Source organism: Maricaulis sp. ABE4_448, from assembly GCF_056160825.1.
On the sequence record NZ_JBSWXX010000002.1, the window covers coordinates 172750 to 193493 of the forward strand.

At 64.6% G+C, this 20744-nt stretch carries 18 protein-coding genes; 10 read left to right on the forward strand and 8 right to left on the reverse strand.

Annotated features, from left to right (window positions below):
- The first annotated feature begins 12 nt into the window (after positions 1–12).
- Positions 13–585, forward strand: coding sequence for a YdeI/OmpD-associated family protein (locus tag ACXAJV_RS07245; protein ID WP_475083655.1), 573 nt, complete (start codon positions 13–15; stop codon positions 583–585).
- A gap of 754 nt (positions 586–1339) precedes the next feature.
- On the opposite strand, the gene ACXAJV_RS07250 is transcribed toward ACXAJV_RS07245, so the two are convergent.
- Both ACXAJV_RS07250 and ACXAJV_RS07255 read right to left on the reverse strand, forming a co-directional pair.
- Positions 1340–2629 carry a S41 family peptidase gene (locus tag ACXAJV_RS07250; RefSeq protein WP_475083658.1) on the reverse strand — a complete coding sequence of 430 codons (1290 nt, stop codon included), beginning with the start codon at positions 2627–2629 and terminating at the stop codon, positions 1340–1342.
- A gap of 97 nt (positions 2630–2726) precedes the next feature.
- Positions 2727–3287 (reverse strand): 2TM domain-containing protein, encoded by a 561-nt coding sequence (locus ACXAJV_RS07255; protein ID WP_475083660.1) that lies wholly within the window; start codon positions 3285–3287, stop codon positions 2727–2729.
- 115 nt (positions 3288–3402) lie between these two features.
- Here ACXAJV_RS07255 and ACXAJV_RS07260 point away from each other — a divergent pair, with 115 nt between their 5' ends.
- Positions 3403–4125 (forward strand): hypothetical protein, encoded by a 723-nt coding sequence (locus tag ACXAJV_RS07260; RefSeq protein WP_475083663.1) that lies wholly within the window; start codon positions 3403–3405, stop codon positions 4123–4125.
- Between the two features lie 128 nt (positions 4126–4253).
- The gene (ettA, locus tag ACXAJV_RS07265) at positions 4254–5921 is read left to right on the forward strand and encodes an energy-dependent translational throttle protein EttA (protein ID WP_475083666.1); all 1668 of its coding nucleotides are present in this window, start codon (positions 4254–4256) and stop codon (positions 5919–5921) included.
- Positions 5922–5973: 52 nt separating this feature from the next.
- Here ettA and ACXAJV_RS07270 read toward each other — a convergent pair whose 3' ends face one another.
- Positions 5974–7305 carry a S41 family peptidase gene (locus ACXAJV_RS07270; RefSeq protein ID WP_475083668.1) on the reverse strand — a complete coding sequence of 444 codons (1332 nt, stop codon included), beginning with the start codon at positions 7303–7305 and terminating at the stop codon, positions 5974–5976.
- Positions 7306–7382: 77 nt separating this feature from the next.
- Here ACXAJV_RS07270 and ACXAJV_RS07275 point away from each other — a divergent pair, with 77 nt between their 5' ends.
- Positions 7383–7880: a MarR family winged helix-turn-helix transcriptional regulator gene (locus tag ACXAJV_RS07275; protein WP_475083671.1), complete on the forward strand. Its 498-nt coding sequence runs from the start codon at positions 7383–7385 to the stop codon at positions 7878–7880.
- A 41-nt stretch (positions 7881–7921) separates the two neighbouring features.
- Here ACXAJV_RS07275 and ACXAJV_RS07280 read toward each other — a convergent pair whose 3' ends face one another.
- Positions 7922–9190, reverse strand: a complete 1269-nt coding sequence (locus ACXAJV_RS07280) for a D-amino acid dehydrogenase (protein WP_475083673.1) — start codon at positions 9188–9190, stop codon at positions 7922–7924.
- A gap of 97 nt (positions 9191–9287) precedes the next feature.
- Between ACXAJV_RS07280 and ACXAJV_RS07285 the strand changes: the two genes are divergently transcribed.
- The gene (locus tag ACXAJV_RS07285; RefSeq protein WP_475083675.1) at positions 9288–10226 is read left to right on the forward strand and encodes an ArsR/SmtB family transcription factor; all 939 of its coding nucleotides are present in this window, start codon (positions 9288–9290) and stop codon (positions 10224–10226) included.
- Positions 10227–10313: 87 nt separating this feature from the next.
- A complete protein-coding gene (gene rimK / locus ACXAJV_RS07290) occupies positions 10314–11729 on the forward strand; it encodes a 30S ribosomal protein S6--L-glutamate ligase (RefSeq protein ID WP_475083677.1) in 1416 nt (471 codons plus the stop codon).
- Positions 11730–11771: 42 nt separating this feature from the next.
- Here the strand turns inward: rimK and ACXAJV_RS07295 are convergent, their stop codons facing one another.
- On the reverse strand, positions 11772–12296 hold the full coding sequence (locus ACXAJV_RS07295; protein ID WP_475083680.1) for a fasciclin domain-containing protein: 525 nt from the start codon (positions 12294–12296) through the stop codon (positions 11772–11774).
- Positions 12297–12778: 482 nt separating this feature from the next.
- Between ACXAJV_RS07295 and ACXAJV_RS07300 the strand changes: the two genes are divergently transcribed.
- Positions 12779–13306 carry a GNAT family N-acetyltransferase gene (locus tag ACXAJV_RS07300; RefSeq protein ID WP_475083683.1) on the forward strand — a complete coding sequence of 176 codons (528 nt, stop codon included), beginning with the start codon at positions 12779–12781 and terminating at the stop codon, positions 13304–13306.
- 99 nt (positions 13307–13405) lie between these two features.
- On the opposite strand, the gene ACXAJV_RS07305 is transcribed toward ACXAJV_RS07300, so the two are convergent.
- Both ACXAJV_RS07305 and ACXAJV_RS07310 read right to left on the reverse strand, forming a co-directional pair.
- On the reverse strand, positions 13406–13894 hold the full coding sequence (locus ACXAJV_RS07305; protein ID WP_475083685.1) for a hypothetical protein: 489 nt from the start codon (positions 13892–13894) through the stop codon (positions 13406–13408).
- Positions 13895–14145: 251 nt separating this feature from the next.
- Positions 14146–17718, reverse strand: a complete 3573-nt coding sequence (locus ACXAJV_RS07310; RefSeq protein ID WP_475083687.1) for a hydantoinase B/oxoprolinase family protein — start codon at positions 17716–17718, stop codon at positions 14146–14148.
- A 153-nt stretch (positions 17719–17871) separates the two neighbouring features.
- Here ACXAJV_RS07310 and ACXAJV_RS07315 point away from each other — a divergent pair, with 153 nt between their 5' ends.
- From ACXAJV_RS07315 to ACXAJV_RS07325, 3 genes are all read left to right on the forward strand, one after another.
- Positions 17872–18573 carry a TerB family tellurite resistance protein gene (locus ACXAJV_RS07315; protein ID WP_475083689.1) on the forward strand — a complete coding sequence of 234 codons (702 nt, stop codon included), beginning with the start codon at positions 17872–17874 and terminating at the stop codon, positions 18571–18573.
- 65 nt (positions 18574–18638) lie between these two features.
- Positions 18639–18923: a hypothetical protein gene (locus ACXAJV_RS07320; protein WP_348508627.1), complete on the forward strand. Its 285-nt coding sequence runs from the start codon at positions 18639–18641 to the stop codon at positions 18921–18923.
- 86 nt (positions 18924–19009) lie between these two features.
- The gene (locus ACXAJV_RS07325) at positions 19010–20242 is read left to right on the forward strand and encodes a glucuronyl esterase domain-containing protein (RefSeq protein ID WP_475083692.1); all 1233 of its coding nucleotides are present in this window, start codon (positions 19010–19012) and stop codon (positions 20240–20242) included.
- 47 nt (positions 20243–20289) lie between these two features.
- On the opposite strand, the gene ACXAJV_RS07330 is transcribed toward ACXAJV_RS07325, so the two are convergent.
- Entirely contained in the window at positions 20290–20727 is a 438-nt protein-coding gene (locus ACXAJV_RS07330) for a hypothetical protein (protein WP_475083694.1), read from the reverse strand.
- Between the last annotated feature and the right edge of the window lie 17 nt (positions 20728–20744).

A 20744-nucleotide genomic window follows, 5' to 3' on the forward strand; every position in this document is an offset into this window, starting at 1 on the left:
GTATGATTTGCCATGTCCAGCCCCGTTGATGACTATCTGGAAACGCCCGGCTCATGGCGCGAGGAGATGCGGGTCCTGCGGCCTGTCCTGCTCGATTGCGGGCTCGACGAGGCGCTGAAATGGGCCAAGCCCTGCTATGCCCATGCCGGCGAGAACATCGCCATCATGCAGCCGATGAAGGACGTCCTGGCGCTGATGTTTTTCAAGGGCGCGCTGGTCGACGATCCGGACGGCCTTCTGCGCGAACAGGGCCCCAATTCGCGCTCCGCGAAACGGCTGGAATTCACCGGCGCCGACGCTATCCGGTCGGCGGAACCGCAATTGCGGGCGCTCGTTGCGTCTGCGATTGCTGTGGAGATGTCTGGCGCGAAACTGCCGCCCCGGGGGGAGCTGGAATTGCCGGAAGAACTGACCGAGGCGCTCGCCGACGACGCCGAACTCAGCACCGCCTTCGACGCGCTCACCCCCGGCCGCCAGCGCGGCTATGCCCTCCATATCGCCGGCGCCAAACAGGCCCAGACCCGCCGCAACCGCATCGCCAAACACCGCCCCCGCATCCTGGCCGGCAAGGGCCTGCACGATTGAGCGGGGGCTCCCCACTTCACTCCCCTTTCGTCCCCACTTGGTGGGGAAGTGGGCCCTCCATCGCCTTGGCGAAGGAGGGGTCGAAGGGGCCGGCGCGGAGCGCCGGGAGGCGGTGGAGCCTGTCGCTGACACATCGCCGCTGACGCGGCGCCCCTCCGTCTCGCCGCTTGGCGGCGATCCACCTCCCCATGGAATGGGGAGGAAAGAAACCTGCTCAGCACGAAATCCTCCACGGGCTTGCGCCCTGGAGATATGAGAGGGGGTGCGGGATGCACGGCGGACATCGTGTCCGCATTTGAAGGTTTGGTGGTGATGCCCGAGGCATCCCGCACGCGGAGATTTACCCGGGTCCCTTGCGGGACCGTCTCGAAACCTGCAGGCACGGGCCGGTCGAGCTTTTTGCCGGTGTCCCCGCAGATGGCCACGCCGGAGCCTGATGCTGTCACCCACCAGGCGCGGACGAGCTCCGCACGCTCCCGGGCACAAGGGACTGAGCTCATGCCTCCCATCCCGGAAACCGCTGACGATCTTACGCGCAGTTGAGCCGGCGGGGATAAGTTTCCGATATCCGCCCCCAAACACCGTCATCCCGGCGCAGGCCGGGACCCAGACTGCGACGCAAGCTATTGCCAGGCTTGGCGAAAGCCGACTTGCGACACTGGGTCCTGACTTGCGTCAGGATGACGGTGAGGGGGTGCACAGTGTGGGATAAGTTGCCCCTACCCGGGTTGGGGAGAGGCCAGGTCGGGCCGGGTCAGTTGCGTTCTGCCTGCCTGTTTTCAATGTCCTGCAGGATCCAATCCAGGGCGCGGTCTTCATTGGCCAGAAAGTCTTCCGGCCTGATGGCGACATGAATGTCCGGTGCCAGCGCACCATCCGTTGCGTCTGCAAAGCAATAATGGCGTTTGGAATAGCTGACGAGGTAGCCTGAATTGGGCAGGCTGAACTGGCCCATGTCCTGATAACCACAAGGGTTTGCGCCGCTCGGTTCGCCAACCCGTCGGGCATTGAGCATGTCGGAAAACTGCGCAGCATTGCTCATGGCGGCTGAAAAGGTGACGCCACCCTGAAGGACATAGACCCCTTCGCGCCAATTGATCTGGTCGAGAAGGATCAGGTCTTCAGCGAGCGCCAGCCCGACAAAGAAGTTGCCACCGAAATTCTCGCGAAAATCAATCGCCAGGTTGCGTGTGCCTGCCCGCTGCATTTCGGTCGCTATCGCCTCTGCGAAGGTACGCATTTCGTCTATCGAGGGGTATTGATCAAACCGGATATAGCCCAGTTCTTCGTCGGCCAGCAGGGCAAAGCGGATCCCGTCGGTTTCGATCAGGCCCGGCACTGATTCCAGATTTCTGCGATAGGTGATCGTCTCGGTCACCGAACTCCGGAAGGTTTCGGAGTCCACAGTGTGCAGCTCTACAGATTCTCGCGCGCCATTCCGGTCGAATTGCACGGTCACCCTGTCCGGGTTTTGGGTGATACCGATGGCAACGCCGAGTTCAGCCACCGGCAGGTACATGGCCACGCGAACGGCCTGCGAGTGTTCGTTTTCGGTGAACGGAACAAAGGGCGCCAGTTGTTGATAGACGGACTCCATTGCTTCGCCGTCCCAATGGGTGATCCGGGCTCCAAGCAGTGCCGCGTTTTCCGGCGTCGTTCCCGTCACAATGGCCTGGCCTTGGATCCACCGCAGGGTGATCGGAAAACGATGATAACCTGCGCCCCAGAGCGGCATGGACGTATGGCCGTCACCGATCGAATGGGTGAGCCGCATCAGCGCGGCCACGATTTGGGGCTCGGACAGGTCGGGCAACTGCTCCCTCAGCGTGTCGAGTTCGCGGTAGAAAGTCTCGCGCGGCAGTGAATGGAAGGGGTCGATATGCCTGGCTTCGAGCTCTGCCGCGTAGACGGCAATGTCTTCGCGCCACAGGCGTTCTTGGTCGTCCGACGCGGCAAATGCGTGCGATCCGGTGACGAGGGCCGGCGCCAGTGTTGACACCGCACTTGTCAGGAAAAAGGTAATTGTAGCCAGCCAGTGTCTCACGGGTGAGCCTTTCCAATGGTAGCGTATATTTGTGCTTGCCGGGCGATGACGGCCGCGCCGTCGCCGCTGATCCGTCATCGAGCCCAGAGCGGTTGTCCTATTTCGACATGCGTTTTTGAAATTGGCTTTGCTCCCAGCTGGCGCCGAACATGTTGAACAGTCCAAACAGGACGACGGCATGCAGGACTAGCGCGCCCGCCCAGATTGCGCCTACCAGATACACCCACATGAAGTCGGGGCTGAGGATAGCGTTCAGGATGTAAAGGCCGGGGACGACGAAAACAAGGCAAATCCAATGCAGGTGGAAGGCCTTCAGGTTCTGGACGTACTCGATGGCACTCCGTTCAGCATGGCTGGCCGAAGTCGCGGGGCCGGACGGCATGGTGGATGCAGCCTTGGGGGCGGGTTTCGTGTCCATGTCTTGCTCCTTTATCAATTCGCTCACGGTAGTTTCGAAGACAGCTGCGAGGCATTTGAGCGATTCAAGACCAGCCCTTCGGCCAGCTTCAATGCGTTGAATGGTGCGGACACTCAGTCCGGAATGAAGCGCAAGCTCCTCCTGGGACCAGCCCTTTTCAACGCGTCGTGTCTGAATGCTCATGTCGTCCTCGCTGCCGTATTCCTCTCGAATTGGCGAAAGAAGGAGGGCTTCGGACACGTCAAAAACCCGCCATGTCATGAAACTGTCGGGTCGGCGGCAGGTCTGTCAATGAAAGGGTGGAATATGTCCGGCGAGCTGTCAGACTGGCTGTACAGGAAGGTGGGGCGTTGTCTTGAAGGACAAAATCGCAATTGATGATCTCGCCGAAGATGTCTTCGGTCTCAATATTCGCGGCCTGTGGTCCATCGGAACAATCTGGGTCTACCCGACCACCTATTTTACTGCGGCAGGGCAATCGGATTGGGGCGGCCGGTACACGCCGTCCGTCCGACTCTGGCTGTCGCTGATTGCGCTGACATCGCTGCTGCAATTCTTGTGGATCGGCAGCGATACGCCCTTGGTCGCAGCCTACGCCGAAGGGTTCCGGAATGCGGGCATTGTTCCGGCACCCGGCTCCTCTTTCGAGGCGCTGGGCGAGACAGCGGCGCTATGGATTTATGCCATCGCGCCGGCGGCCCAGCTCGCATTATTCCTGTTCATCCTCGGGTTTTTCCCGTTCTGGGGCGAAAAGACGACCTACAGCTTTCGTGTCCGGAACGTGTTTGCGGTCATGATCCCAAGTGCAACCCTGCTGACCCTCTTCCTGCCCGCCATGGCGCTCATTCCGCCGACCCACCTGACGGCATTCGGCGTTCTAATCGGCATGTGCACATTCGGTCTGGACGCGGTGACCGCCTTCCGGGGCGGTTTCAAGACCCGGTCACCGGGTGGGCGGATCTGGCGGGCCGGATTGCTGGCACTGGCAATCCTGGTCCTTAATGTCATTGCCAACATATGCGCCCAGATTACCGGAATTCTCGTGGTCAGCTTTCAATATGGTGCGCCGGCAGCATAAAGCGGGACTTGGCTCGATGCCCTGGCTCGCGACCGATCCCCCACACCTTTCCCGCATTGCCCTTGCAGCGCGTCTCCGCTACACGGTGCGGCTCAAGATTCCCTGCCAGACAAGAGAACCGAACCGCAATGGCCGCCTATAAATACGTCTACCATATGGACAAGCTGTCGAAGACCTATCCGGGTGCTTCCAAGCCGGTCTTCCAGGACATTTCCCTCCACTTCCTGCCCGACGCCAAGATCGGTGTCGTCGGCGTCAACGGTGCGGGTAAGTCCACCCTGCTGAAGATCATGGCGGGCATGGACACGGAGTTCACCGGCGAGGCCTGGGCCGAGAAGGGCGTGAAGGTCGGCTATCTGCCCCAGGAACCGCAGCTCGACGAGAGCAAGACGGTCTGGGAAAACGTCATCGAGGGTTCCGAGCAGAAACAGCTTCTGGAAGAGTTCAACGCCATCTCCATGCAGCTCGCCGAGGATTATTCCGACGAGCTGATGGAGAAGATGACGGCGCTGCAGGAAAAGATCGACGCCGAGAACGCCTGGGATATCGATAGCAAGATCGAGATGGCGATGACGGCGCTGCGCTGCCCGCCGTCCGACTGGGGTGTCGCGGACCTCTCCGGCGGTGAGCGCCGCCGCGTCGCACTGTGCCGCCTCCTCCTGTCCGAACCGCACATGCTGCTGCTCGACGAACCGACCAACCACCTGGACGCGGAAAGCGTGCACTGGCTGCAGACCTATCTGGAAAAGTTCGAGGGCGCCGTCCTGATCGTCACCCACGACCGTTACTTCCTCGACTCGATCACCACCTGGACGCTCGAGCTCGATCGCGGCCGCGGTGTGCCTTATGAGGGCGGCTATTCGGCCTGGCTGGAGCAGAAGGCCAAGCGCATGGCCCAGGAAGAGCGCGAAGCCTCGTCCAAGGACAAGGCGCTGGCGCGCGAACTGGAATGGATCCGCTCCTCGCCCAAGGCCCGCCAGGCCAAGTCCAAGGCGCGTATCAAATCCTATGAGGAACTGCGTGAGAGCGCCGAGAAGCGCGAGATCAACCACGCCCAGATCAATATCCCGCCGGGGCCGCGCCTGGGCGGTGTCGTGGTGGAAGTCGAGAACCTGAAGAAGGGTTTCGAGGACAAGCTGCTGATCGACGGGCTGTCGTTCAAACTGCCGCCGGGCGGTGTGGTCGGCGTGATCGGTCCGAACGGCGCCGGCAAGTCCACCCTGTTCAAGATGATCACCGGCCAGGACAAGCCGGACGAGGGCTCGATCCGTCTCGGCGAGACGGTGCAGCTGTCCTATGTCGACCAGTCGCGCGATGCGCTCGATCCGAACAAGACCGTCTGGGAAGAGATTTCCGGCGGTAATGACATGATCGATCTGGGCGGCAAGGAAGTGCCGAGCCGGGCCTATGTCGGCGCCTTCAACTTCAAGGGCGGCAACCAGCAGAAGAAGGTCGGCCTGCTGTCGGGCGGTGAGCGCAATCGCGTCCACCTCGCCAAGACGCTGCAGACCGGCGGCAATCTCCTGCTGCTCGACGAACCGACCAACGATCTGGACGTGGAAACCCTCGCGGCGCTGGAACAGGCCCTGGAAGTCTATCCGGGCTGCGCCGTGGTGATCTCGCACGACCGTTTCTTCCTCGACCGCCTGGCCACCCACATCCTCGCCTTCGAGGGCGACAGCCATGTGGAATGGTTCGAAGGAAACTTCGCGGACTATATGGAAGACAAGAAGCGCCGCCTCGGCCCCGATGCCGAAATGCCCCGGCGCATCAAGTTCCAGAAGTTCGGCCGGTAGGCCGGCGGGATACGCAAGTCCTGAACGGCCCGGCAGATCGCCGGGCCGGTTTTCATTGCCGTGTATCCGCACGCAGATGCGCGATCAGCGCGTCGATCTGCGCCTCGCGCGGGCCCTCGAGCGGAATATCCGGAATGACCGGCGCGCTGGATGTGTCGCCGGAGGGGCGGATGAAGACATAGATCGGCGCCGCCACCTCCAGCCCGGTATGGGTAAGCGTGCGCAGCTGTACCTGGCCGGTGGAATTGGCGCGGCCTTCCGTCCCCGGTCCGGCTACCGGCGCAATGCCGAAATCCTGCACCGTGGCGGCCAGAACGATGGCCTGGGAATAGGTGCCGGCACCGACGAGAAAGGCTGTGCGGCCGGTGAAACGGTTGGCGAGCTCCGCCGGCGGTTCGACCCATTGGGCGAACGGCATCGATACGACATCGCCGATCTGTGAACCCGGGATCAGGGCCTGGTTCTGTTCGGTGATGCGGGCCGTGACGGCCGACAGGGGCGTGTGACGCTGTGTCGTCAGATAGGCCAGCAGATGGTCGGACAGCATGTGGGCGCCGCCGCCATTGGCGCTGATATCGACAATGAGGATCTCGCTGCCGCGCGCGGCAATCTCGGCGAAGGCCCGGTCGATGAAGGCCCTGAATTCGGTCTCCACGGTCGGTGCAAATGTGTTGAGGGTGAGAATGGCGGCCTCGTCGCGGAAGGCGAGGTCCCAGTTGCCGGGTGTGGTCGTGGTGCGGTCGATGGCGGGGTCGAGCGTCACTTCGCGGCGCTGGCCGCCGGGCTCTTCCAGCGTCACGGTCCAGCTTCGCGCGCCGCCGGTCAGCGCCCACAGATATTGCGGGAAGCGGGTCTCGACCAGGTAGGCGTGAAGTCCGGGTGTATCGCCATTCGTGCGGCGCAGCGCTTGCGCGACCAGTGTGCGGGTATCGATACCGTTGATCGCCAGAATGGTCTCGCCCGGCGCGATCGTGCTGTCGGCCGCGATCGTATCGCTGATGACGGGCCGGCCGTCTGCCAGGCGCACGGGCAGGGTGAAGGCGGCGTCGCCATGGGCGAGATCGGCCTCATAGGCCTCCTGCGGCAGGCGGATCGCGACATGCCCGTCATTGAACAGCGGATTGAGCGGCGACAGGGCAAGCCAGGCCTCGCGCTGGGTATAGTCGCCCTCGAGCCCGTCAATGATGGCGTCGAAGCCGGCATTCACGGCCTCGACATCCATGCTGAAGCCGGGTTGCGGATGGGTGGCGAACAGCCAGTCCCGCCACTCGGTGACATCCGCGGCAACGGCATCGGCCGGGATTGTATCGGTCCCGCCGGCAAGCGCCGGGGTGGGCAGGGTGAGGCTGGCCAGACCTGCCAGCAGCCGGAGTACTTTCATCATGGGACGAACCGTGATCCAATAAAGTGTTACTAGTAACGTAACTGGTAACGTAAATCTTGGAGCGAGGCAATCGGGACATGGCAGACGTGTACGGGAACACACTGGGCGGGCTGATTCACGGCGAGATGGCGCCGGGTTTTATCGGCCTTCTGCTCGGACGGATCGTCGACCGGCTGGTCGAAGAGGGCGTGCAGCCCGCGCGCGAGGCCGGCATTGCCGCACCGCCGCGCACCTTCTCCATGATCATGCTGCTCGCCCGCGCCAGCCAGACCGTGACCGAGCTGGCGCAACGCCTGGGCGTCACCCATGCCGCCATCATCAAGACGGAACGCACATTGGAGAAACTCGGTCTGGTGGGGCGCGGACAGGATGACGGCGATGCCCGGCGAAAACCGCTCTGCCTGACGGCCCAGGGCCGGGCGGAGGCGGAACGCATCGCTGACTTCATGGCCCGGGTAAACCGGGTCTATACCGGACTGTTTGAGGAAATCGGCGTCGACCTCTTCGCTGCGGCCCGGGCTTTTGATGCCGCACTGGACCGGGAAGGGCTGGCGGCGCGGCTGGCGCGGGAGTAACGCTGCCGGAGAGGTGCCGCGTGCCGTGGCTTTTTCGTTGCCTAGAAACGCGCCGCCGAGAAGGGTTCTGCCGGGACTGGCGGTGTCTCCTCGCTCATCAGGGCGGCGAGGAGATCGCCGGAGCCCATGGCCTGGGTCCAGCCGAGATGGCCGTGCCCGGTAATCAGCCACAGACCCTTCGCGCGGGTTTCACCGATGAAGGGGCGGCCATCGGCCGACATGGGCCGGAAACCGGTCCAGGCCTGCTGGTCGCCGGCCAGGAGTTGCGGCGCGAGATCGGGATAAAGGTCGCGGAGCAATTGGCGCAGATTCTCGATCCGCTCCTCGCGCAGTACCGGATCGAGCCCGGCGAATTCCGCCGTGCCGGCAATGCGCAACCGGTCGCCCATCGGCGTGGCGATGGCGTGGCGGGCTTCGTCGACGACCGGCAGGCCGGGGCGCTGGTTGAGACCGGACATGTCCAGGGTGAGAGAATAGCCCTTCACCGGCCGCACCGGCAGGTGAAGCCCGTGTGGCCGCAACAGGCGCCAACTCGTGTGACCGGTGGCCAGCACGATATCGTCGACCTCGATTTCCTCCTCGAGGGTGCGCACGCCGACAATGCGGCCGCCGCGGTCGACGAGATCCGTGATCTGCGTATTCCATTCAAAGCGCACACCGGCCCGTTCGGCCGCCGCCGCGAGCCCGCGTGTGAAGGCGCGCGCATCGCCTGACTCATCGTCCGGATAGAAGATCGATCCGGCGATCCGGTCGGCGACGCTGGCCAGAAGCGGTTCTTTCTCGATTGTCGCGTCGCGGTCCAGCAGCTCCAGCCGCAGGCCGGCATCGCGCAGCATCTCCCCCATGCGCCGCCGCTCTTCCATCGGCGCCGTCGTACCGCAGACTTTCAGCGTGCCGCGAGTGAGATTGTCGAATTCCAGCGCCTCGCTGTCTCGGACGGCCTGTGTAAGGGCGAGCGAGTGGCGCGACAGGGCGAAATTGGCGCGGCAGGACGCTTCATAGCGTTTGCGCGTGGAGTTGGCGAGGAAGCGCAGCCCCCAGGGCACGAGGCCCGGCAGGGGTTTCAGGCGCAGCTTCATCGCGGAATGCGGGTCCGGCAGCGAGCGCAGCAATTGCCAGTGCACGCCCGGCGCATTCCAGGGTTCCGGCTCGGACGGTGTCAGCGCGCCGGCATTGGCGAAGCTGGTTTCGCAAGCGGCCTGGTCATGGGCGTCCATGACGGTGACCGAGTGACCGCGCTGGCGCAGGGCCCAGGCGGCGGCGATCCCGGCGAGCCCGGCGCCGACGATGAGGATTTCCTTTGTAGTCAAAGCGCTCTCCGGCGGGTCCGCCTACATGCGGCCATTTGAACTTCGTGGGGATGCAGATAAAAGCAAGGGGGCATTCGCACTTATCGACTCGGAATTCATGGACGCACTGGTTGCACAGCTCAAGGCTCTGGCGGAACCCACGCGCTTGCGCATTGTCGCGCTCTTGTCGCGGGGCGAGCTGACCGTGTCCGAACTGGTCCAGATCCTGGGCCAGAGCCAGCCGCGCGTCTCGCGCCACCTCAAACTGCTGACCGATGCCGGCCTGGCCGAACGTCTGCCCGAGGGCGCCTATGTCTTCTACCGTCTGACCGATGCCGGCGGCGGCCGGCGCCTGGCCCAGATCGCCCATGATCTCCTGCCCGAGGAGGATCCGGTGATGACGCGCGACTTCTCGCGCCTCGAATCGATCAAGCAGGCGCGGGCCCAGGCGGCCCAGGCCTATTTCGAGAGTGTCGCCGACGACTGGGATCGCATCCGTTCCTTCCACCTGGCCGATCACGAGGTCGAGGCGGTAATGCGAAGCCTGGCGGGTGAGGGGCCATTCGGCCTGATGATCGATGTCGGCGTCGGTACGGGCCGCATCCTGGAGCTCTTCTCCGACCGGGTCGATCGCGGTATCGGTGTGGATATCAACCATTCCATGCTCAATGTCGCGCGGCTCAATCTGGAAAAGGCCGGGCTGCGGCACTGCTCTGTGCGCCATGCTGATGTCGGGGCGCTGCCTTTCGAGAACGGCGTGGCCGATCTCGTGACCGTCCACCAGGTGCTGCACTATCTGGAAGAACCCGCGCTGGCGGTTGATGAATGCGCCCGCGTGCTCAAGCCGGGCGGCAATCTGCTGATCGTCGATTTCGCGCCGCACCAGCTGGAAACGCTGCGCGAGGATCACTACCACCGCCGGCTGGGTTTCTCCGACGAGGAGATGGCGGCCTGGATCGGGCAGGCCGGGCTGGAACTGGTGGAGAAGGCGGCGCTGCATCCGGAAGAACCCTCCGGACAGCTGACCATGAAGATCTGGGTTGCGCGCCAGATCTGAGGCCGGACACGCATCTGGCGCCTTCCCCCTGTGCAGATATCCCGTTGTGCTATAACGGGTTCACCAAACGAAACGGGAGACGTCCGAATGGCGGATGCATTCACGCTGGGATGGGAGGAGTGGGCCGCCTTCCCCAAGCTCAACATTCCGGCCGTCAAGGCGAAGGTGGACACAGGCGCGCGCACCTCGGCGCTGCATGCGGTGTCGGTCGAACCCTTCGGCCCGCTGGAGAGTCCGCAAGTCCGTTTCGTGCTGCATCCGATTCCCGACAAGCCGGAGATTGAGGTGGTGTGTTCGGCGCCGGCCGTCGACCGCCGCGAGGTGATTTCCTCGAATGGCGAGCGCGAGCTGCGCTGGGTGATCGAGACACCTGTACGCATGGGCGAACGGGAATGGCCGGTCGAGCTGACGCTGACCAATCGCGAGACGATGATGTACCGCATGCTGCTGGGCCGTCAGGCGATCCGCGAGGACATGATCGTCAATCCGACCCTGTCCTATGCCCAGGGCGAGCTGAGCTACGATCTCTACAAGGATTTTCCCAAGCGCCGGCCGGTTAAGCGCCCGCTGCGCATTGCCATCCTGACGCGCGAGCCGAACAATTATTCCTCGCAGCGCCTGAAGGATTCCGCGGAAACGCGCGGCCATGTCGTCGAGATGATCAATACGGCGCGCTGTACCCTGGCCATCGATGCCGCCGATCCGGACGTTTATTACGACGGAAAGCCGCTGCCCCAGTATGATGCTGTTATCCCGCGTATCGGGGCCTCGATGACCTCCTATGGCATGGCGGTGCTGCGCCAGTTCTCGATGATGGGCGCCTACTGTCTGAACATCCCCGAGGCGATCGGCGCCTCGCGCGACAAGCTCTATGCCCACCAGGTTCTGGCGCGGGCCGGCATCCAGATGCCGGTGACGGCCTTTGCCCACTCGCCCAAGGACACGGCCAATCTCATCTCCCACGTGCGCGGCGCGCCGCTGGTGGTGAAACTGCTGCAATCGACCCAGGGACGCGGTGTCGTGCTGGCGGAAACGCGCAAGGCGGCCGAGTCGGTGATCGATGCCTTCCGGGGCCTTGACGCCAACTTCATCGTTCAGGAATTCGTCAAGGAGGCCGACGGTGCCGACATCCGCTGCTTTGTGGTGGGCGGCAAGGTGGTGGCCTCGATGATGCGCCAGGCAGAAAGCGGCGAATTCCGCTCCAACCTGCACCGCGGCGGCTCCGCCAAACGGGTCCGGATCACCAAGGAAGAGCGCTCGTCGGCAGTTCAGGCCGCCAAGGCGTTGGGTCTGGCGGTCGCCGGGGTCGACATGCTGCGCTCGTCGACGGGGCCGAAGGTGCTCGAGGTGAATTCCTCGCCGGGTCTGGAGGGTGTGGAGCGGACCTCGGGCAAGGATGTCGCCGGCATGATCGTCGAATATATTGAAGGCCATGTCCGCCAGGTGCCCCCGCGCCGGGTCGGCAAGCGCCGGTCGCGTCCGGCTGAGGAAGCGGCGGAATAGGGAAAGGGCCGCCCGGCCTTGTCAGGACGGACGGCGCTTGGGTCAGCCGGCCGGGATAATTACCCGGTCGACGACGTGGATCACGCCGTTAGACGTAGCGATATCGGCCTGGATCACCTGGGCATTGCCCACGCGCACTCCGTCGGTCGCATCGATCAGCACAGAAGACCCCTCGACAGTCGTGACTGTCTGGATGGATCCGGCGAGTTGGTCCGCGGTAATCGCGCCCGGGACGACGTGATAGGTCAGGATGTCCTGCAGCTCGTGACGGTTTTCCGGCTGCAGAAGCCGCTCCACCTCGCCTTCCGGAAGTCCGGCGAAGGCCGCATCAACCGGAGCGAAGACGGTGAACGGGCCGTCGCCTTTCAGCGTATCGACCAGACCGGCAGCCTGGACTGCGGCAACAAGGGTTTCGAACTGGCCTGCCGCGATGGCAGTGTCGACAATATCGGATTGCATGGATGCGTGATGATCCATCTTGGCCTGGGGCGGAACGGCGTGGCCGCCAGCGAGGGCCGGAGCCGAGATCAGGGCCGCAGACAGGGCGGCAAGCGAGATGAGACGCATGGGTGCGCTCCCTATTGGCTTGAAGGAAGGTCGCCGGCATCGGCCGCCGCCGGCGAAGGGGATCGTCTCATGCATGTGACACAAGGATTTACGGTGCCTGCCCCGTGTCGGATCAAACCTTTCAGAAGCTTAATCTTGCGGGTCGGCGAGCGGTTCGCGCCGGCTTTGTTGGCAAGCTGATCGAGCCGGGGGCCGCATCCGCTTCTTGAGATCAAGAGCGCCGGGCTTCAAGCTGCGAAGAATGAGTGAGATCACTCGGCCATCATCGACACCCGCATGGCCGTGAACCTTGTCCGGACGCGGCGGCTTCAAGCGCGTGAACAAGGAGCCGGGCATCGCGAAAACCCTTCAATCGCTATGAATTACCGCTTGGGCTGTCGTCCAAGGTCCGGGATTGGCCCGAGCTTGCCGTTGCCTTCTCCCTTCCTTCAAGGCACCCTTGCAGTCTTCCAAAAGGTTGCGCGAGCAGAATGGGTCTGCAGATGAATATCGACTTCGTTCGAGCCAATCTCGAACGGCACCGTGACTTGCTCATAGACTTCAATACTGAGTATCTCCGCTGGATCGATGACGCCGTGCAGCACCGGTTCGGGCTCACGCTTCCAAACCTCTTGGGAATGCCTATCCCGGATTATGTCCAGAACTCGTTGGACAAGCTGTGTGAGGGAACGCCGCCAAACGGCGTTGTCTATCTCGTCTTTGATGGGGAATCCGCGCTTGGGATGGGCGGGCTCCGCCGCATACGAGACGGCGTTGGCGAGATCAAACGCATCTATGTCTCCCGCACGAGCCGCGGTGGAGGCGTGGGCGCAAAGATCCTGGATCGGCTCGTCCGTGACGCGCAGAGCTTTGGCTATGAAGACCTGGTGTTGGACACGGGCCCCTTCATGACGTCCGCACATCGCCTGTACGAGGCCGCGGGCTTTGCCGATATCCCGCCCTATCCGGAGGCAGAGGTGCCTGAAGCGCTGCACCATGGCTGGCGCTTCATGCGCTGCCGACTGCGCTGACCGGCCGGCAGCCTTCGGCGAGACGCTGCCCAATCGGATATCAGACCGGCAGCACACTTCTGGCCGCAAGCGACCTGTCGAGGTACCGGCAATCGTGGTCTATTTGATGGCGTGCAGCTTGTCCCACATGTCAATCGGAGGAGCACCCTTCGTCATGTCGGCGACCATCGCGACGAAGTCGGCATTGAAGTAGCCCTTGGTCACGTCCCAGAGCGCCCGGCAGCGTTCCGTGCCGAGCACAAAGAAAATCACGCCGCGATAGGTCTCCCACGACTCCTTCGTGATCGCGCCGTTCTTGTATTGCAGCCACTCATATTCCCGGGCCCGCATCTGCCCGATCATCCAGAAAACGAGTTTCGTCTTTTCTTCGAAACTTGGAGGTTCGGCCTTCGACATGATGAGGCCAAGTTCCGGGAAGTCGACGAACTTGTAGACGCCGGTCTGATCATAGGTGAGCTGTGCCTGCCGAGCTTCAGACCGCATTTGCCGCGCGCCCTGGTGAACCTGCAGCGCGAGGTAGATAAGGGTCGCGGCAACGACGATAGCGCCGGCGATTTGCGCAATAAGTGCCGCTTGCTCAAGATTCATAGTCGCACCTCCAAGCCTTTCTGGACCACGATAGGGCGTCATGGTGTCGTCCGCTATCGAAAGCTCCGGCAGCGAAGCCCTTGTCCTGAAAAAGTGGTGACCGGCACAATTTGACCGAAAGCGCGGGGTGCTGTCCTTTATATTTGGCGTGGGTGCTGCACGTCTGCCACTTTGGATCGCCAGTTGGCCCCGGAAGCCGCACCCAGTAGCGATTGCCGGTCGCTATTCTGGTGGTCAGCGCTTCAAGGGTTTCAACCCATCCCGCCGCCGCCCGGCGTCTCGATTTCGATAGCGTCACCCGCCTCCACATCGATGCGGAACAGGCCGGGCAGGTCTTCCACTGCACCGCCTGCGCGGATCACCCTTTGATGTCCGGGGTAGGCGTCGCCGCCGCCGGCCAGGCCGAACGGGTTTTCCGAGCGCCGCGAGGAGAGGAGGGCGACCTCCATCGGTTCCAGGAAGGTGAGCCGGCGCTGGCTGCCATCGCCGCCGCGCCAGCGTCCTGTGCCGCCGGAGCCGTGACGGATGCGGTGATGATCGACGCGCACCGGGTAGCGCCGCTCCAGCACTTCCGGATCCGTCATGCGCGAATTGGTCATGTGGGTGTGGATCGCGCTCTCGCCGGCAAAGCCGTCGCCTTGGGCATCCACGCCCGCACCGGCGCCGCCGCAGATCGTCTCGTAATACTGGTGGCGGTCATTGCCGAAGGTGAGATTATTCATCGTGCCCTGGGCTGCGGCCATGCGGCCCGTCGCGCCGAACAGGGCATCGACGACCAGCTGGCTGGTCTCCACATTGCCCGCCACCACGGCCGCCGGTGACCGCGGATTGAGCAGGCAGCCATCCGGGATGATCAGCTCGATCGGTTTCAGACACCCCTCGTTCAGCGGAATGGCATCGCCCACCAGGCAGCGGAAGACGTAGAGCACGGCCGCGCGGGCGACCGAGGCCGGGGCGTTGAAATTGCTGTCGCGCTGGGGCGAGGTGCCGGTGAAATCCACGGTCGCCGAACGGTTCTCGCGGTCGACCGAGATGGTGACGCAGATCTGTGCGCCATCATCCAGACGTACCGTGTGCACGCCGTCATCCAGCGCATCGATCACCCGGCGCACGGCGCGTTCGGCATTGTCCTGGACGTGGCCCATATAGGCTTTCACCACGTCCAGCCCGTTATCGGCGACCAGGCGGTGGAGTTCGTCGGCGCCCTTGGCACAGGCGGCGAGCTGGGCCTTCATGTCGGCGATATTCTGGTCGGGCCGGCGCGCCGGGTGCAGGCCTGAAGCCAGCACGTCGCGCACGGTGGCTTCCAGGAAGCGGCCGGTCTCCATCACCTTCACATTGCGGAACTGCACGCCTTCCTCGTCGATGGTTTGCGAGAAGGGCGGCATAGATCCCGGGGCGATGCCGCCGACATCGGCATGGTGCCCTCTTGAGGCGACATAGAAGAGACGTTCCTGTGACACAGGGTCATGCACAGGTGTGACAAGTGTGATGTCCGGAAGATGCGTTCCGCCGTCATAGGGTGCATTTACGGCGACGGCATCGCCGGGACCGAGATCCGGATGCGCTTCGGCGGCGGCCCGGACCGAGGCCGACATGGATCCCAGATGCACCGGCATGTGCGGCGCGTTGGCGACCAGCCCGCCCTCGGCGTCGAAAACGGCGCAGGAGAAGTCGAGGCGTTCCTTGATGTTCACCGAGTGCGCCGTGCGCTCCAGGGCGACGCCCATCTGTTCGGCGACGGACATGAAGCGCTTGTTGAAGAGCTCCAGCCGGATCGGATCGAGTTCGGTGCCGCCGCGATGATCGCCTGCGGCTTCGGCGCGGGACAGCGACAGCGTGCCGTCCTCCAGGCGCGTGGCGGTCCAGCCGCGGTCGACCACAATGGTGGAATTGGGATCCATGATCAGCGCGGGACCGGCCTCGCTCATGCCGGCTGCGAACTGGTCGATGGCGTAGACGGGGACGTCATTCCAGCCGCCGGCATCGAACATGCGGGCCCGGGCCTTCGGACGCGGCGTGCCGGTTTCCGGCGCGGGCATGTCGATCGACCAGTCGGAGGAGCCCGGCGGCGAGCATTCGGCTTCGCGGGTGACCGATTCAACGATCAGCTCCCCTTCCGGAATGAAGCCGAACAGGCGTTTATGGGCGTCTCGGAAGGTCGCCTCCATCATGTCGCGCGATCCGGCCGGCACAGGGATGGACGTGTCCGAACCGGACACCTTGAGCCGCCATTCGCCGTGCGAGCGGATGGCCGCGGCGGGCAGGCCTTGGGCGGCGAGGGCGCTGCGAGCGTCCTCATCCAGGCGCTGCGCAACAAGGCCAGCCTCGTCGAAGGCGCTTTCCAGCGGCGCCTCGACTGCGGCCATGCGGGTTTCGCGGATATCGGCCAGCCCGATGCCCAGGGCGGACAGCAGCCCGCCATAGGGGTGGATCAGCACGGTCGTCATGCCCAGCGCGTCGGCGACGCGGCAGGCATGCTGGGCACCGGCACCTCCGAAAGCGGCGAGCGCATAGCCGGACGGGTTCACGCCCTGGCCGATGGAGATCTGCTTGATCGCCTGGGCCATGCTTTCCACGGCCACAGCGAGAAAGCCCTCTGCGGCCTCCTCGGCGCTGCCCAGCCCCATCTCGTCCGCCAAGGCGGCGAGGGCGGTGCGGCTGGCCTCGACATCGAGCGGCGCGTCGGAGGTTTCGCCGAAAACCTTGGGGAACCAGTCCGGCTGGATACGGCCGAGCACGATGTTGGCGTCCGTTACTGCCGCCGGGCCGCCGCGGCCATAGCCGGCCGGGCCGGGCATGGCACCGGCGCTGTCCGGGCCGACGCGGGCGCGTTCGCCGTCGAAAGTGAGGATGGAACCGCCACCGGCAGCGACCGTATGCACGGCCATCATCGGCGCGCGCAGACGCTGGCCGGCCACCAGCGTTTCCTGCACCCGGTCATACTGGTCGCCGTCATAGCGCGACACATCGGTGGAGGTGCCGCCCATGTCGAACCCGATCACCTTGGGCTGGCCGGCGCGTTTGGCGGTCTTGGCCATGCCGACCACGCCGCCGGCGGGGCCGGACAGTACGGCGTCGCGGGCATGGAAGGCCCCGGCCGGGGCGAGCCCGCCGGAGGACTGCATGAAGAAGAGCGGCGTACCCTCCAGCCCTTTGTCGACCCGGTTCACATAATTGCGCAGCACCGGGGTGAGATAGGCGTCCAGCACGGTGGTCGAGGCGCGCGGCACGATCTTGACCAGCGGCGAGGCGACCGAGGAGCGCACAATCGTCGTGAAGCCGGCTTCGCGAGCAAGGGCTTCCAGGCGGGCTTCGTGCACATCGTTGGCATAGGCGTGCATGAGCGCGATGGCGACGGTCTCGATACCGTCGGTCCGCGCCGCTTCGAGCGCCTGGCGGGCGGCGGCCTCGTCCAGCGTCTGCACGATCCCGCCATCGGCATCGAGGCGTTCCGCGATCTCCACCACCCGGTCGTAGAGCGGGTCAGGGCGGGTCAGGTCGAGGGCAAAGATATCCGGACGCGTCTGGTCGCCGATCACCAGCAGGTCGGCAAAGCCCTGCGTCACCAGGAAAAGCGTGCGCGCGCCCTTGCGTTCCAGCAGCGCATTCGTGGCGACAGTCGTGCCCATCTTCACCGCAGCGACCGGCTCGCCGCCTGACAGGCGGCGCACGCCTTCGGTCGCGGCGTCAGGATAGTCCGGGCTTTCCGACAGGAGTTTGAGCGCCTGCAGCCGGCCGTCCGGGGCGCGGCCGATTACATCGGTGAAGGTGCCGCCCCGGTCGATCCAGAATTCCCATTCGCTGCGCGCGCTGCCGGTCATCGATTTTCATCCGTTCCTGCTGGGCCGGGGAGGTTAAGCATGGCGTGCAGCCACGCAACCGGATTAAGCTGGGGCGGAACTGTCATTCTTCAACCCCAGGGGCTCGCGCAGTGCGCGGGCAGTGCCTACATGGGCACACCGGAGGGCGCGCGCATGAGTTTCTGGAGCAGGCTGGCGGACCGGCTGAGGGGCCGGGAATGCTTCCTGGAGTGCGATGGCTGCGACGAGCGGGCGCGGCTGCACCAGGTCGAGGATGCCGATTTTGCCATGGCCCTGATCGGGCTCGGCGCCAAGATGGCCAAGGCCGATGGTGCGGTGACGCGCAGCGAGGTCCGGGCTTTCTATGAAGTGTTCCGCCCGCCACCGGAGGGCCGCGCGGCGCTGGACCGGGCCTTCCAGCTGGCGACCCAGACGACGCTGGGCTTCGACGGCTATGCCCGCCGGCTGGCCAAGCGTTTCAACTGCTACCCCGCGCTTCTGGAAGATGTGCTCGACGGCCTGTTCCACATCGCCAAGGCGGACGGCGCGGTGACGCCGGACGAGATGCTTTATCTGGAACGCGTGGCCGATATTTTCGGCTTTTCGGAAACCGAGTTCCGCCGCATCCGCTCGGCTCATATCGATGCCGGAGATCATGACCCGTATGTGATCCTGGGAATCGAGGCGGATATTTCCGATCTCGACCTGCGCCGGGCCTATCGCCGGATCGCCTCACAGAATCACCCCGACCGGCTGATCGCCCGCGGCGCGCCGCCAGAGATCCAGCGCATGGCTGATGAGAAAATGGCCGCAATCAACAGCGCTTACGGGCAGATTCTACAGGAGCGCGGTCTCGTCGCATCCGCCGCCAATTGACTGTTGCCCCAAGAATGCCAACATGGAACGTACAGTAGGGGGCGAACTGGACTGGATAGGACGACATGACTGACGCCCGTCAAGCCAATACCGACTTCTTTGCCTCCAAGGCGGGGCGCATCGTGCGCGATGTGCTGGCCGCTCTGATCGCGCTCGCCTTCCTGGGGCTGGTGATCTTCCTGGCTGCCATGCTGACAGCCGCCTTCCTGGTTCTGGCCGGCATTGCCCTGCTCGCCGGCGGTGCCTACTGGCTGTGGCGCAAGCTGCGCGGCTCGCCCCGCGGATCGGAAGACGATGTGCTCGTCGCGACGCGCGGTCCCGATGGCTGGACCGTCGATCTGGGCCGGTAAGTACCGGCCGCTCCCGCAATCGTGACTGTTCGCTGCCCGGGCCCTTGCTAGTCTGGACGCTATCGCCCGTCTCGTGAGGTCGCGCCGTGCGCCGTTTCATTCCGCTTTTTCTGATTGTTGCCTTGCCGCTGATGCTGGTCGGCTGTGTCTCCATGGCCCTGCCCAAAGTATCCGCGCGTCATGGCGGTGAGGCCGCCCGTCCGCCGCTGGAGACAGCGGGGCTCACCCGAGAGCGCTGGGAGGCGGGGCAGGCGGATTTGCGCGCCGCGTTCGAGGCTGAGGTCTACGGTGCCTGGCCGGAGGCCGGGCCGGCGCGGGTTCTCGATCACACTCTTGTGGATGCCGCCGCCTATGACGGGGCCGGCCGTATCGAGGAATACACGCTCGAGCTGGCGGGGGCGCAGACCCATCTCGCCATCGTGCTTCCGGTCGCGGCCGACGGTCCCGTACCGGTAGTGGTAATGCAGATGTTCTGCGGCAATCACGCGGCGCTGGGCTGGCATGGGGAGGTGAGCGGACCGGTGACGGACCGGGCGCCGGATTGCGCACCGTCCGGCTTTGCCAGCTGGTCGACACGGCAGATTTTCGGCCGCCACATCATGGAGCCGCCGGTCGCCGAGATCCTCGCGCATGGCTATGCGCTGGCCTTCATCTATCCTGGCGACATCGTTCCGGACAGTGCCGATGCGGCCGATGCGGCGCTGGATGAATTGTCGGCGGATGTTCAGACCGGCGCCATCGCCGCCTGGGCCTGGGCCTATTCCCGCGTCATCGACGTGCTGGAGGCCGATGACCGCTATGACCCGCAGCGCATGGCGGTGTGGGGGCATTCGCGCAATGGCAAATCAGCCCTGTTGGCCGCCGCCTTCGATCCGCGTATCGATCTGGTGATCGCGCATCAGGCGGGCACCGGCGGCACGACGCTGACCCGTTCGGATGCCGGCGAAAGCGTCGCCCAGATCACCCAAGCCTATCCCTACTGGTTCAATGACCGGTTTGCGACCTATGCCGGCCGCGAGGAGGAAATTCCCGTTGATCAGCACCAGCTGATCGGTCTGATGGCCCCCCGGCCGCTCCTGATCGGCGGGGCGTGGCGGGACCAGTGGTCCGACCCCGCTGGCAGCTGGCGCGCGGCGCGCGGCGCCAATCCGGTCTATGCGCTCTATGGCTCGGACGGGCTGGAGCAGGACGGGCTGGGGGCGTTCGAGCCCGAGGCCGATATCGCCGTCTTCATGCGCCGTGGGCTGCATGGTGTGAATGCCGCCGACTGGCGGCATTTCCTGGCCTTTCTCGATGCGCATTTCGGCGCTGACGAGTAGGCGATGAGGGCGCGCGGACCGGCCACGCGCCCGGGTCACTGAGCTGACTAGCAGTCGCGGCCCTGATAGATGCCCATCAGGCTGGTGCGGCGCAGTTCGGCACGGCGCACATTTTCTTCACGGCGTTCTGCTTCCGCCTGGGCCTGGGCCTGGGCGTGGCCGCCAGCGGCATTCGCGGCGAAGCCGAGGCCCGGAACACGGCCAAGAGCGCCGGAATAGGCGGCTGCGTTGATGGCGGCGCTGGTGCCGACGGCGGCTGCGCTGCCGCGGGCTTCCGCGTTCGCGGCCGCTTGCATGTCGGCGCCCATCATCTGGTCCATGCGGCCGATTTCGGCGCTGAGCTGTTCGCAGGTCATGTCGGCATCGCCGGGGCTGTTGACCTGCAGCAGGGCCGTGGCCGGTTCGGAGCTGGTGGTGGCACAGCCGGCGGCGAGGAGTGCCATCGCGGCCGTCAGGCCGAATGCAGTGATACGGGTCGTCGTCATGTCCTATCCCCTTGAGC

Excerpts from the sequence above, each read along its gene's own strand:
- ACXAJV_RS07330 (WP_475083694.1), bottom strand. The coding sequence starts at position 20,727 with ATGACGACGACCCGTATCACTGCATTCGGCCTGACGGCCGCGATGGCA.
- ACXAJV_RS07295 (WP_475083680.1), bottom strand. The coding sequence starts at position 12,296 with ATGCGTCTCATCTCGCTTGCCGCCCTGTCTGCGGCCCTGATCTCGGCT.
- ACXAJV_RS07310 (WP_475083687.1), bottom strand. The coding sequence starts at position 17,718 with ATGACCGGCAGCGCGCGCAGCGAATGGGAATTCTGGATCGACCGGGGC.
- rimK (WP_475083677.1), top strand. The coding sequence starts at position 10,314 with ATGGCGGATGCATTCACGCTGGGATGGGAGGAGTGGGCCGCCTTCCCC.
- ettA (WP_475083666.1), top strand. The coding sequence starts at position 4,254 with ATGGCCGCCTATAAATACGTCTACCATATGGACAAGCTGTCGAAGACC.
- ACXAJV_RS07245 (WP_475083655.1), top strand. The coding sequence starts at position 13 with ATGTCCAGCCCCGTTGATGACTATCTGGAAACGCCCGGCTCATGGCGC.
- ACXAJV_RS07285 (WP_475083675.1), top strand. The coding sequence starts at position 9,288 with ATGGACGCACTGGTTGCACAGCTCAAGGCTCTGGCGGAACCCACGCGC.
- ACXAJV_RS07300 (WP_475083683.1), top strand. The coding sequence starts at position 12,779 with ATGAATATCGACTTCGTTCGAGCCAATCTCGAACGGCACCGTGACTTG.
- ACXAJV_RS07320 (WP_348508627.1), top strand. The coding sequence starts at position 18,639 with ATGACTGACGCCCGTCAAGCCAATACCGACTTCTTTGCCTCCAAGGCG.
- ACXAJV_RS07305 (WP_475083685.1), bottom strand. The coding sequence starts at position 13,894 with ATGAATCTTGAGCAAGCGGCACTTATTGCGCAAATCGCCGGCGCTATC.
- ACXAJV_RS07270 (WP_475083668.1), bottom strand. The coding sequence starts at position 7,305 with ATGATGAAAGTACTCCGGCTGCTGGCAGGTCTGGCCAGCCTCACCCTG.
- ACXAJV_RS07275 (WP_475083671.1), top strand. The coding sequence starts at position 7,383 with ATGGCAGACGTGTACGGGAACACACTGGGCGGGCTGATTCACGGCGAG.
- ACXAJV_RS07315 (WP_475083689.1), top strand. The coding sequence starts at position 17,872 with ATGAGTTTCTGGAGCAGGCTGGCGGACCGGCTGAGGGGCCGGGAATGC.